The following is a 12,808-nucleotide window of genomic DNA, read 5'->3' as shown; positions in this document are numbered from 1 at the left end:
TTATTCGGTTATCTCAGCTTTTTTAAGACAGTGTTTAATACGCCACCATTGCGGTAGTAGTCAACTTCGATTATCGTATTGAGCCTTGCGATGGCTTTAAAGTACATCACGCTCTGGTCTTCCCGAACCATCCTCACAGTAACCTGGTAATTTGGAGTAATTTGGTCATCCAGACCTTCAATGTTAAATACTTCCCTACCCGTTATATTAAATTTTCCTGCGTTGTCGCCAGGCAGAAACTGCAACGGCAACACACCCATCCCTACCAGGTTCGAGCGGTGGATTCTTTCATAAGATTCTGCGATGACCGCTTTGATCCCCAATAATTTGGTTCCTTTCGCAGCCCAATCACGGCTGGATCCAGATCCGTAATCTTTTCCCGCCACGACGACCAAAGGGACACCCTCTTGAGCGTACTTCATAGCTGCATCATAAATGCTCACCTGCTCACCATCCGGCAAATGAAGGGTGACACCACCCTCGATACCAGGTACCAACCGATTTTTCAAGCGAATATTTGCGAACGTACCGCGTGTCATCACCCGATCATTCCCTCGCCTGGCACCATACGAGTTAAACTCACGTGGCTGAACGCCATTTGCTATCAGGTATTTTCCAGCCGGGCTATCGGCAGGAATTGTTCCTGCAGGAGAAATATGGTCAGTGGTGATTGAATCACCTAAGAATGCCAAGACCCTTGCACCTTTGATGTTCCGGATTGCCTGTGCTCCTTGTTCTGATTTAATGAAGAATGGTGGTTCTTGAATGTAGGTTGACGAGTTATCCCAGGAATACAGCTCACTCTCACTCGATCTTATCGCATTCCAGGTTTCATTCCCAGTGAACACGCTCTGATACTTTTGGATAAACATCTCGGCCGAGACATTCTGCTCAACGACTTGCGCCACTTCCTGGTTGGTTGGCCACAGATCACGCAGAAAAACAGGCTGCCCATTCGCATCTTCACCAATTGGCTCATTTTTCAGATCGATGTTGATCGTTCCAGCCAGCGCAAACGCGACCACCAATGGAGGCGACGCCAGGTAATTGGCCCTGACGTATGGATGGATCCGTCCTTCGAAATTCCGATTACCCGATAGGACACTGACTGCCACCAGGTTCGCGCTGGTGATAGCTTTGACCACTTCCCCTGGAAGCGGCCCCGAATTTCCAATACACGTGGTACAACCATATCCAACCACGTTAAAACCCAATTTTCCCAGGGGCTCAAGCAATCCTGCTTTTGTCAGGTATTCGGTCACTACTCTCGAGCCAGGTGCCAGACTCGTCTTGACATAAGATCTGACTTTAAGCCCTCGCTCAACTGCTTTCTTAGCCAATAACCCTGCTGCGATCATGACGGATGGATTTGATGTGTTGGTGCATGATGTGATCGCTGCCAATACCACCGCGCCATGGCTCATCATTGATGTGTGGCCGTTTGTACCCACACTGACTTCTTTTGATAATTCCACATCCTTCAGCTCGAACCCGCCATCTTTTACCGGCGCCGACAAGTAATATTGAAACGACCTGTGGATATCGAAGATCGATACCTTGTCTTGCGGCCGTTTTGGTCCTGCCAGGCTGGATTCAATGCTCCCTAAATCCACCTCCAGGATCGAAGTATATTTGGGTTCTGATGTGTCATCAGTCCGGAATAATCCTTGTTCCTTGCAGTAACTTTCTACCAACTCAATCGTATCTGTTGAGCGGCCGGTCAGTTTTAAGTATCGTAATGTCTCATTGTCAATAGGAAAATACCCGATGGTAGCCCCATATTCCGGTGCCATATTAGCGATTGTTGCCCGGTCGGGTAGCGAAAGACTGGATAATCCTGATCCAAAGAACTCGACGAACTTATCCACCACCCCTTTTTTCCTGAGCAGCTGGGTGATTGTCAAGGTCAGGTCGGTTGCTGTTACCCCTTCAGAAAGCTGGCCAAATAACTTCACACCGATCACATCCGGTATCAGCATATCAATGGGCTGGCCAAGCATGGCTGCCTCTGCTTCGATGCCACCTACTCCCCACCCGACAACTCCTAAGCCATTGATCATGGTAGTGTGGGAATCGGTCCCCACCAATGTGTCTGGGAAGGCCAAATATTCACCACCTGCTTTTTGTGTCATCACCACCCGGGCAAGGTACTCCAGGTTCACCTGGTGGACAATGCCGGTCGCAGGTGGTACCACTCTGAAATTTGTGAACGCATTCTGCCCCCAGCGCAGGAATTCGTATCGTTCATGATTTCGTTGAAATTCAAGCTCGGCATTTCTCACAAGTGCGTCTGCACTGGCGAAAAAATCAACCTGCACCGAATGGTCGATGACCAGGTCAACCGGTACCAAAGGATTTATCTTTTTGGGATCCCCGCCGATGCGCTTCATGGCTTCACGCATCGCGGCCAATTCGACAATTGCTGGGACGCCTGTAAAATCCTGCATGATCACCCGCGCCGGGCTATATGGCATGGCAGGTCTGCTGTCAGGGTTGGGTGTCCAGTTCGCGAGATTAATGACATCTTCGCGTTGAATTTCTCGACTATTGCAGTGCCGGACTAGTGACTCGAGCAGGATACGAATGGAGTATGGCAGCCGTGATAATTGAGTTATCCCATCCTGCTCCAGCTTGGGCAGGCTGAAAATGATATATTTCCCTGCTGAAGTGCTTAGTGTTTTTTTGGTCGCAAATAAATCCTGATCCATCTTTACTCCTCAATCATCACAAATTGGCAGCGGGGAGGTATTATAGTTGAACATGGTATGGCATTTATTAATCGTTAGTTAATGTTTTTTTAGAATACAGCGCTTATGCCTTATCGGATACAGGTGAGTTGTTATAAATGCAGCTCAAATTGATTACGACGGACAATAGCATCCGTCATCCTGATCACCCGTGTCATGAAATTTACATCATGGATCCTGATGATGTCAGCACCACGGTCAATCCCAATCGACACCGCCGCAGCTGTGCCTTCCAGGCGCTGGTCTGGCGGCAGGTTCAATGTGTATCCGATGAATGACTTGCGCGAAAGCCCCAATAGAATGGGATATCCTAGAGCTCGGATCTCGCCCAACCGGTTGACCAGCTCCAGGTTTTGCTCCACCGATTTTCCAAACCCAATCCCAGGGTCAAGGATGATTTTGTCATCCGTGATGCCTGCATTACGAGCAATTTTCACGCTTTCAAGGAGCTCGCGTTTTACATCTTCCAGTAAATTGACATATGGAATACCAACGTACCTGCCTCCCAGCTTTTCCTTAATTTCTGCATGAGCCCAGGAGCTGCGGTTGTGCATCAGGATGACAGGCGTGTCATACCTGGCGGCTATTTCGGCGAGGCTGGGGTCTGCATGGAAGCCCCATACGTCATTGATGAAATGTGCACCACTTCGAATGGCAGCCTCTGCAACCTTGGCTTTGTAAGTGTCAATGGAAATGATTGTATTCAGATTTGTCGCTAATTTTTCCACCACGGGTATCACCCGGTGCATTTCTTCTTCTTCGCTGACGAGCTCTGCTCCCGGCCGTGTGCTTTCCCCTCCCACATCGATGATGTCTGCACCATCCTCAACAAAACCACGCGCCTTTTCCAGGATGCCCTCCAGATCAAGCTCAAAACCTGTTGATGAGCCCCTTTGGATTAATCCATCACCAGAAAAGCTATCTGGTGTTAAATTGAGGATACCCATAATGTATGTTCGGGATCCCCACACCAGTTCGTGACCATTGATCTTAAGTGAAGAATTCATTGATTGAGCACTTTACCCGTATCGGTTCATGTTGTTGCTGTGAATATTGCTCATCGTAAAATCGAATATCTATGCTTCTGTCCTGCCTGCTGCCTTCAAGACTGCCAGCACATCCAGGCTCACGAATGGATTCATCCGCACCTTGCTCGTGCCTCCCCAATTCACGCGGGAATGTCCGGATAGCTTCTTGTCATCCACACGATAGTATCTCGCTTCAGCAGGGTACCCACCATCCGGAAGCCGCTTACTCTCAAGCAAATCCAGGGCTTCCGAGCAGCGTGGATCGTCGATGAAACCGGCTTCAGCCATTGCTTTTAAGCCAGACAGGATATCATAATGCCAGTAACTTGGATAGTGCATTGCAATAAAGTTCTGGTCGATGATCTTTCCGTCTGACACTTTTTTAAATAGGTGACGCTTAAGGAATACTTCTGCAGCTCGCTCGACTGCTTGCCTGGCTTTCGGGTCGCCTGAAATACTCGCATACCATGCTAACCCACGTAATGGAATGAGAGACTCGTGGAAAGAGGATTTATTGGCTTCTGGTCGCTTGTCGCAATTCCATCCGCCGTCGTCCCATTGCCAGCGGATGAGCCTTGCGGCCAGCTCTTCCGTGCGACCATCTGCCAGCTGCAGGGCTAGTGAATAATAAATGCAATTCCCTTCCTGTGAAGCACACCTTCGCACCCTGCTGTTGATCGTCAGGATTTGCCTGGCATGCTCCTTTGATAATAACCATGCATAACACTGTTCCAGGAGCGGTTCCAAAGCCGGATCACCTGCCGGATAGTGCATATCGGCCAGAATTGATAAGATCCAATGCGCGCCAAACCACTTATTATAGGGGTGGAAAGCGATCTGTCCCTCGCTGTTTTGATCCAATAATAATTGCCGAACGATCTCCGATTCACCGAGCAGTTGTTTCGTGCTTTTATCCTGTGGAATCGGTGGTTTAGTCGCTAATGCCTGGTTAGCCAGTTTCCAACGCACCAGGGGATCTTGGTGTCCATTCAGGGCATCTGCCAGGGCTTTAATCGAGATCGCCATATGGCTCATCAGCCTCCTTTATTCCTAGCAGGATTGCCAATACTTCTTCCGGGATCTCAGCTTCAGGTAGATCCAGTGTGGCATACCCTTGCTCAGCCCGTTCACGTAGCGCCTGCCACAATATCTGGCGCTCCTCGGATTGGACCACAAGGTCATTAATCGTAGATGCTTTTGATAAATACTCTCCGGTGGTATACAGGAAGGTGATTCTTCGCCAATTACCCGCCAGAATTGGTTGAGGCAGGCGTTCTAGAGGTCCAATTTGGATCTTGTAATACTCTTCTTTCGCCCGTGGATGCTCTGGCTCAGTCCGCAATAATTCCGCCCTGGTGGTCAATTCATGGCCGCGCACTGGGGCGATATATTCGATCTGCCATTTATCATCCCCGAACGCCCCGGTTTGATAGAACGCCATGTAATCGACTGCGATCACTTTAGGCGCACTACGCAACGGAATTCGATACCAACCCAGTAACCGGGCAATTTCAAGATCCCGGGGATTATTTACCACACCGACTAGTACAAGATCAGTTGAACCAATCATCAATCAATCCAAAAAAGTAGAAGTGAATGAGTTGTGATGAAGACCTGATATCTAAAAAATGAAAGGTAGCTAGCTGACGGCGGCTTCTGCGTTGAATTCTTCGATCACAGCGTCGATTTCCGGTACCTGGGTCTGGATATCTGTCCAATAATCCGGTTCATACCACTGATCCTGGATCTCATGGTAGGTTTTACCTTGCTGTTCCACCCAGGTAAAGTATTTCAGGTTGTGGACACGCTTCCGATCTGCGTATGTCAGCTCGATCATGTTGTCGGTAGATACGCCTTGCAGGTACCTGGCGAAATCGGCAGCAGCCTGGTTTTCGGTGTATTCACCATACTCCTGCTGCATTTCCACAATGCGGCTTCCATATAACTCCATTGAATCGGTTAAGATGGTCAGGACTACATCATGCTCGCCCATTTCATAATACTTGGCCATCTTTATTGCTGAAAGGACATTGGATATCCCTGAAAAACCGAGCAGGTCCAGGCTGTTCACCAGCTTCTCAGGAACGCCAACCTTCGCCAAATATGATTGCCCGACTGGTTCGTTGAACAATCTTGAGAGATTGACAATGGCATTATCATCGATTGCTACTATGATATCGGTATTCTTTACGTTGTGGATCCAGGGCACATGCTTATCCCCAATTCCCTCGATGCGATGTGAACCGAACCCATTCTGGAGCAGGGTGGGGCACTGGAGGGCTTCGCTGGCCGCTATCTTGCTTCCCGGGTAACGTTGCTTAAGGTAATCTCCACTCCCAATTGTCCCCGCTGATCCTGTGGCTGACGCCATCCCGCGAAATTCGTCTTTGGGACCCAAGACCTGATTCAGCACTTCCTCCATGGCATGTCCGGTAATCTCGTAGTGCCAAAGGTAATTACCAAATTCATCGAACTGGTTAAATATCATCAAGTCCTGCCCCGATTTCCGCAGCTCCCAGCATTTATCAAAAATCTCCTTGACGTTCGATTCGCTACCCGGTGTCTTGATGGTCTCACCGGCGATCTTGGATAACCATTCAAACCGTTCCTTACTCATGCCTTCTGGCAGAATTGCGATGGATTCGCAGCCCAATAACGCCGAATCATACGCGCCACCCCGGCAATAATTACCTGTTGACGGCCAGACTGCCTTCTGGCGCGATGGATCGAATTGTCCAGTCACCAGGCGTGGTACCAAACAGCCAAAAGCTGCGCCAACTTTATGCGCTCCCGTCGGAAACCATTTGCCGACCAGGACGATAATCCTTGCACTCGTTCCGGTCAATGTACTGGGCAGCTCAAGGTAATTCACTCCACCAAACCCGCCACCTTTGGCAACCGGATCATTATGCCAGGTGATGCGAAAAAGGTTTCTTGCATTGACATCCCATAATCCAATCTTACCAAGCTCAGCCTTCACCCTATCAGGGACGAGGCTCGGATCTTTCATCATGGCATAGGTCGGGATGATGATGTTCTGCTCTCTCACTCGCTGGATTGCACGCTTACGGCGGTCTTTATCAATGGTTAGATCGATTTTCATGGAAATTCTCCTTATTAATGTTTTGTCGGGGCTTCTCGTACGATATAAAGCGGTCGTCCCTTTGCCTCATCGTACAACCTGCCTATATACTCCCCCAGGATACCAAGTGAGATCAGCTGTACCCCACCCAGGAAAAGGACGGCGATCAGGGTTGTGGCCTGTCCAAGGAAAGCGTGGTTGCCGATGATGCGCATGATGACGACAATCGGGATGGTAATAATGCTTATTCCCGCAGAAATGAAACCCAAATACATGGCTACTTGCAGAGGGAAGTAGGAAAAACTGGTGATGGCATCACTGGCAAACTTGAGCATCTTTCGAAAGGGGTACTTCGTCGAACCAGAATATCGTGATGCCCGCTTATAGGAAACCCCAGTCTGTTTAAAGCCTACCCATACGGACATGCCGCGTAAGAAGCGATGGCGTTCTCTCATCTGAGTCATCACGTCCACCACTTTTCGATCCAGCAGTCTGAAATCACCCGTATCCATGGGTATGTCGACATCTGTAATACGGTAAATCAATCGGTAGAACAGTGAAGCTGTGAATAATTTGAACCAGGTCTCTCCTTCACGCTCAGTCCGCTGGGCATAGACCACTTCGTATCCTTCTTTCCACTTGGCGATCATATCCAGGATTACTTCCGGAGGATCCTGCAGATCGGAATCAATGATCACCACAGCCTGACCGCGTGAATAATCCAACCCCGCTGTCACCGCAATCTGGTGGCCGAAATTACGCGCAAAGATTACCGGTTGGATATGCTCATCTGTCTTGGCCAGTTTGCGAATTTCATCTGTCGAGCCATCCGTTGAGCCATCATCCACCATGAGCAGCTCCCAGGTTTCACCGGTTTTCTCTAGGGCTTCTTTTATCCTACGGTACAGCTCATGGATATTACCGATTTCGTTGAATATCGGCGCAATTATCGAATATTGAACTTTGTCTTCCATGTTTACCATCCAAAAATGGTATTACTCATTTTAATACTTCCCAAAAATTGGTCATGGACCAACTTAACCGATGACTTTCTGTAGAGCAGATAAACTCGGCTCAATAATGATGGGTTCTTGAATTGCCTGCATGGCTGCTCTAACGTCCTTAAGGCCACTCCCGGTGTTGATGGCCAGCACTTGATCTTCAGGTTTAATGATTCCTGCATGAACCGCTTTAACCACTCCAGCCAGCGAAGTAGCCCCTGCTGGTTCGGCAAAGATCCCAACTTTGCCGAGCTCGGCTATGGCTGCGATAATCTCTTCATCCTTGACGGTAATATACCCGCCACCAGTATCACGCGCCGCTCTGACAGCCCTCACCCCATCGCGTGGCAAGTCGACCGATATGCTGTCTGCGATGGTTTTTGCACTTACTGGAGTGATCCGTTCGGTTCCTGTATGGAAAGCTTTGGATATCGCGGCTGAACCGTCTGCCTGCACACCAAAAATGCGTGGCATCACTTCCAGCCATCCCAGCTGGTGGAGGTCTTTGAACCCCTTATGTAAACCAGATATGATATTCCCATCTCCAACTGACACAAAGATGACCAATGGTTTCGTGATAGGCAACGCTTGATGCATCAGCCACTCCCATATTTCAAGCGCGCCCGTCTTCTTCCCTTCTGCTGTGAAGGGATTGTAGCCTGTATTCCGGCAATACCAGCCAAATTCATTGGAAGCTTCAATCGTCAGGTCAAAAGCATTATCGTACGTCCCGTCCACCAGGTAGACAGTCGCCCCGAAGATGAGTAATTGGGCGATTTTTGCGGGAGGAGCTGTGCGTGGAGCAAAAATCACCGCTTTCTGGTCGATCGCCGCGGCCATGCCTGCCAGGGCGGCACCAGCATTACCGGTGGATGCCGTGACAATCACCTCTGCGTTGATCTCTTTTCCCCTGGCAATCACCACCGCACTCGCCCGATCTTTAAAGGAAGCAGTCGGGTTGCGTGATTCGTCCTTCACCCACAGGTTTTTTAAATTATATTTACTAGCCAGGCTGGGTAGTTGAAACACAGGTGTCCACCCTGCATCATGGAATGGCGTATCCCTCCCGCCAGGATCATCGACTGCTAGCAGAGGTAGATATCTCCAGATGGATGCTTCACGGGATAGAAAAATATCTTGCGGGGTGTAATGCTGGTTAATATATTGGAAATCCAGGATTACATCCAGGTTTCCACCATCGGCAGGGCAGGTATATATGACTTCTTCAGGAGAATAACTTCTTCCACACAGAGAGCATCGATATCCAGTAAATTTGGATTGCATAAGATGGTTACCTGGGTTTTTCAATAGCAACGAGATTTTCGAGGTGTCTTATTCCTGGTCAAATGGCACTCCGAGTGAGGCAGGTGGTTTTGCGCTAAGAGAACGTAATATGCGCGATATAAACCGCCTGGTAGGTTCGTTCAAACCTGCCAGCATGCGATTAACCCATTCGGTGTTGCCGATATTCACAAATAGCAACGTCAGGATCATGAGCGGGAAAGGAGCCACTTGAAGTACCTGCGATGGGATATTGGGCATCTGAGGTTGAAGGTAAAGACCAAACCATTGTAAAAATGCGAACAAGTATGCACCAAAGGCAGCCCGGATTGGGTTCCAACCACCGAAAATAGTTATCGATAGGGCAATCCAACCTAAACCATCCAATCCCGAAATGGTGCCCTTCCAACCGGCCTTTACACTCAATGAATAAACCGGCCCAGCCATGCCGACGAGCATACCACCGATTACGGTATAGACATACCGCAAGCGATTCACATTCGCACCGCGGGCAAACGCCGCACTGGGTCGTTCACCGATCCCACGTAGGATCAACCCTGGACGCGTTTTATATATGAAAATATATGCGGCTATGACCAACAAGATGCTGAGATAGGTAATTATATCTTGCCGGAATAAAAAAGGCCCAAGAATCGGAATGTTTTCCAATACCGGTATATGCAAGGAAGACAGACGTGGTCCTGGTAGCCCCATATACGGATTACCAAGGAAGTACGCCAGATCTCTGCACAGTAACGCCAACACGAATCCAACGGCTACTTGCGACTGGTGCAGGGTAATGCTGCAAAAGGCAACAACAAGTGCCACCAGCCCTCCCACCACCATCCCGGCTAAAAATCCTAGAATCAGGTTGGTGGTGTTTACTGCGACGGCAAAACCCGCCATGGCTGCCAGAAGGATTAGTCCATTAACCGATAGATTGATTACCCCAGCGCGTTCGGAAATCGTCTCACCGATCACTGCAAACAATATCGGTGCTGCGGCAGTCAAAACTCCAGCTAAACCAATCAAGATGATATTATCTGCCATGTATCAAACTCGCTTCTTTAATAACCGTTGTCTGACACCATCGACGATTAAGACGAACAACACCAACATCCCCTGGAGAATGCCCGACAATGTGGAATCCAATTTAAGCACAATTGGCAGCTGGATTGCCCCGATATTCAAGGCAGCGTAAAAGAAGGCGATGAAAGCTGCCCAAATAGCCTGGTAATTGACCAGCATTGCCACCAGGAGACCAAGAAAACCATAGCCACTTGATATGGATGGTATCAGCCGGTGATAAACCGCTACCACTTGAATCGCACCAGCTAAGCCGGCGAACAATCCACAAACGATGAAAGACAGCATCATGTACTGCCAGGTTGGCACTCCAAGCAGGAAGGCAGCGCGGATATTTTTACCGACTGCTTTGAGTTTCAACCCAAAATAAGTACTACGCAGCATCATGTATATTATTACAACAGCCAGGATTCCCAACAGGAGAGACCACAGGCTCATACGCAGGCCCGGTAATTGAGGCAGCCATAATGATTCCGGGAATGGCTCAGTACCACTCATTGAACCCACACCTGGCCGTTGCCAGGGGCCAAAGATAAGCCAGAGAGTGAATGCTGTGGCGACGAAGTTTAAACCCAGACCTCCAAATATTTCGTTCACACCACCAAATGTCTTTAATGCGCCAGCGAGAGTAGCCCATATCGCCCCACCAAGCATTCCAGCCAGGATGCTCAAGAAGATGATCAACAGCGGGGGCACAGATGTGTCTAGAAGCATGCGGATTAACCCGGTGGTAAAGATCGCACCCAGTGTGATCTGCCCCTCAATGCCGATATTCCAAAGTCCCGCGGAAAATGTGACCAGTAGGCCCACGGTTGCCAGAATTAGCGGAACCCACACCACAAAATCATTGGAAATACTGTTCAACGAGCTAAAAGCACCAGTGATGATCAGCTTGTAAGTCTGCAAAGGTGGTGCCCCGGTGAATAATAGGATCAATGTAGTAAAGAGTACAGCCAGTAATACTCCCAAAAGCTGAAAACCGATATCCAGCAAAATCTTGCGGCTCTTACTCATAATTTCCCACCATTTGAGGGATCGATTCCCAGCCTTTCCCACCAATGATCTGCCCAAGCTGGTTCACGTCTGTGAGTGCTGCATCCAGGGCAGGCGATACTTTACCACTAAAGAAAACCAGGATGCGATCGCTGTATTGTAGGATTTCCTCGAGGTCAGCTGAGATGAAGATAATTGCTGTACCTTGTGCGCAACGTTCTTTAAGCTTGCCCCAAATATAGATAGACGATTCAATATCCAGACCCCGGGTTGGATGCTCTAAAAGCAATAATGATAATGGCGTTTTTAGCAAGGCAAGCAATGCACGTTGCTGGTTTCCTCCAGATAATGACTCAACCGGAGTAGACGGTGCTCCTTTGATGTTAAACTCCTTTATCCGCTCATCGGCGAGAGTCCGTCCATATTCCAGATCAAGGAAGTAACCCCTTTGCCCTTCAGCCAGGAGGAAATGCTCGGTCAGTGTCATCCCGGGGACGAGCCCTTCTTCGAGACGTGATGCAGGCAGAAATGCAATATTATTATCCAGAAAGGCACGGTAAGGTTTACCGGTGAGATCTTTCGCTCCAAGCATCAGCTTTCCACCCACTGGCCTGACCAGGCCTGCACATGTCCGCAGGAACAAAGCCTGTCCACTGCCTTCCATGCCAGCCAAGCCAATCACTTCTCCAGAGCGGAGATCAAGGTCCCCCAAATTAATATTCAAGCGATAATCTTCCATTTTTAATGACTTGATTGTGAGAGCAACATCACCTGAGATGCAAGATTGCCGCTCTCCCAGGGTTATTTCTTTGTTAAACATCATCGACACTAATTTTGAGGTCACAAAGGGTGGTGCCATCTCACCAATAAAAATACCCTGCCTGAAAACGGATACTTTATGGCACAATATCTCAACATCTTCAAGTTTGTGAGAAACGAAGATGATCGTTTTGCCATCTTCGGCCAAGCGGCGGAGAGTGGCAAATAAAACCTCTTTTTGGGGTGCGCTGATCCCCGTCGTAGGTTCATCCAGGATGAGCACCTGGACGCCCATCCATAGCAGGCGCATGATCTCTAGCTGCTGCCGTTCTCCCACGGTAAGCGCATCCACAAAGGCATCTGGAGCAATGTCAAATCCGAAGCGTTCTTCCATACCCAGCAGCTCGGCTTTAATTTTCCCCTGCTCAGGGACAAATTTTCCTGGATGCCCAAGAATAAAATTATCGATCACCCGCATTGGTGGAAAATCCAAAGGATCTTGGTGCAGCATCCCAATCCCGAATTTAATTGCATCTGTGGGAGAGTGTATTGGAGCAGCTTGCCCATCCAATAGGATTTGCCCGCTGTCTGCCTGGATAAATCCAGACAAAATTTTCATTAACGTGCTTTTCCCTGCCCCATTTTCCCCTAAAATGCCATAGATCGTTCCAGCAGGAATGGTAAGCGTAATATCCCGGTTGGCATGAACAGCACCAGGTCCTACCCCAAAAGTCTTGTTAATTGCTTTGGTTTCGACGATCATATCCTGTCCAAATAGGCAAGGAAGGCAGGATTCTCATAATCCTGCCTTCCTGGTCAAATGCTATGTCT

At 48.9% G+C, this 12,808-nt stretch carries 10 protein-coding genes; all 10 read right to left on the bottom strand.

Annotated features, from left to right (window positions below; translation table 11 throughout):
* Nucleotides 1-8: 8 nt before the first annotated feature.
* Nucleotides 9-2,708: an aconitate hydratase AcnA gene (gene acnA, locus C3F13_11310; GenBank protein PWB52345.1), complete on the bottom strand. Its 2,700-nt coding sequence runs from the start codon at nt 2,706-2,708 to the stop codon at nt 9-11.
* 131 nt (nt 2,709-2,839) lie between these two features.
* The gene (gene folP / locus C3F13_11305; GenBank protein PWB52344.1) at nt 2,840-3,754 is read right to left on the bottom strand and encodes a dihydropteroate synthase; all 915 of its coding nucleotides are present in this window, start codon (nt 3,752-3,754) and stop codon (nt 2,840-2,842) included.
* A 69-nt stretch (nt 3,755-3,823) separates the two neighbouring features.
* Nucleotides 3,824-4,801, bottom strand: a complete 978-nt coding sequence (locus tag C3F13_11300) for a hypothetical protein (protein ID PWB52343.1) — start codon at nt 4,799-4,801, stop codon at nt 3,824-3,826.
* Nucleotides 4,785-5,345, bottom strand: coding sequence for a hypothetical protein (locus C3F13_11295; protein ID PWB52342.1), 561 nt, complete (start codon nt 5,343-5,345; stop codon nt 4,785-4,787). The genes C3F13_11300 and C3F13_11295 overlap by 17 nt, the downstream gene beginning before the upstream one ends.
* 69 nt (nt 5,346-5,414) lie before the next feature.
* Nucleotides 5,415-6,878, bottom strand: coding sequence for a pyridoxal-5-phosphate-dependent protein subunit beta (locus C3F13_11290; GenBank protein PWB52341.1), 1,464 nt, complete (start codon nt 6,876-6,878; stop codon nt 5,415-5,417).
* Nucleotides 6,879-6,892: 14 nt separating this feature from the next.
* Nucleotides 6,893-7,831, bottom strand: a complete 939-nt coding sequence (locus C3F13_11285) for a glycosyltransferase (GenBank protein ID PWB52340.1) — start codon at nt 7,829-7,831, stop codon at nt 6,893-6,895.
* A gap of 63 nt (nt 7,832-7,894) precedes the next feature.
* On the bottom strand, nt 7,895-9,142 hold the full coding sequence (thrC, locus tag C3F13_11280) for a threonine synthase (GenBank protein ID PWB52339.1): 1,248 nt from the start codon (nt 9,140-9,142) through the stop codon (nt 7,895-7,897).
* A 48-nt stretch (nt 9,143-9,190) separates the two neighbouring features.
* Nucleotides 9,191-10,189, bottom strand: a complete 999-nt coding sequence (locus tag C3F13_11275) for an ABC transporter permease (GenBank protein PWB52338.1) — start codon at nt 10,187-10,189, stop codon at nt 9,191-9,193.
* A 3-nt stretch (nt 10,190-10,192) separates the two neighbouring features.
* Complete coding sequence (locus tag C3F13_11270; protein PWB52337.1) at nt 10,193-11,239, bottom strand: ABC transporter permease; 1,047 nt, start codon at nt 11,237-11,239, stop codon at nt 10,193-10,195.
* A complete protein-coding gene (locus C3F13_11265; GenBank protein ID PWB52336.1) occupies nt 11,232-12,740 on the bottom strand; it encodes a sugar ABC transporter ATP-binding protein in 1,509 nt (502 codons plus the stop codon). Before C3F13_11265 ends, C3F13_11270 begins: the two co-directional genes overlap by 8 nt.
* Nucleotides 12,741-12,808 lie beyond the last annotated feature (68 nt).

Source organism: Anaerolineales bacterium (genome assembly GCA_003105035.1).
Lineage (GTDB): Bacteria > Chloroflexota > Anaerolineae > Anaerolineales > UBA4823 > FEB-25.
Note: the sequence above shows the minus strand (reverse complement) of the source record. Positions and strands in the feature narration are given on the sequence as shown.

Excerpts from the sequence above, each read along its gene's own strand:
- acnA (PWB52345.1), bottom strand. The coding sequence starts at position 2,708 with ATGGATCAGGATTTATTTGCGACCAAAAAAACACTAAGCACTTCAGCA.
- folP (PWB52344.1), bottom strand. The coding sequence starts at position 3,754 with ATGAATTCTTCACTTAAGATCAATGGTCACGAACTGGTGTGGGGATCC.
- C3F13_11300 (PWB52343.1), bottom strand. The coding sequence starts at position 4,801 with ATGGCGATCTCGATTAAAGCCCTGGCAGATGCCCTGAATGGACACCAA.
- C3F13_11295 (PWB52342.1), bottom strand. The coding sequence starts at position 5,345 with ATGATTGGTTCAACTGATCTTGTACTAGTCGGTGTGGTAAATAATCCC.
- C3F13_11290 (PWB52341.1), bottom strand. The coding sequence starts at position 6,878 with ATGAAAATCGATCTAACCATTGATAAAGACCGCCGTAAGCGTGCAATC.
- C3F13_11285 (PWB52340.1), bottom strand. The coding sequence starts at position 7,831 with ATGGAAGACAAAGTTCAATATTCGATAATTGCGCCGATATTCAACGAA.
- thrC (PWB52339.1), bottom strand. The coding sequence starts at position 9,142 with ATGCAATCCAAATTTACTGGATATCGATGCTCTCTGTGTGGAAGAAGT.
- C3F13_11275 (PWB52338.1), bottom strand. The coding sequence starts at position 10,189 with ATGGCAGATAATATCATCTTGATTGGTTTAGCTGGAGTTTTGACTGCC.
- C3F13_11270 (PWB52337.1), bottom strand. The coding sequence starts at position 11,239 with ATGAGTAAGAGCCGCAAGATTTTGCTGGATATCGGTTTTCAGCTTTTG.
- C3F13_11265 (PWB52336.1), bottom strand. The coding sequence starts at position 12,740 with ATGATCGTCGAAACCAAAGCAATTAACAAGACTTTTGGGGTAGGACCT.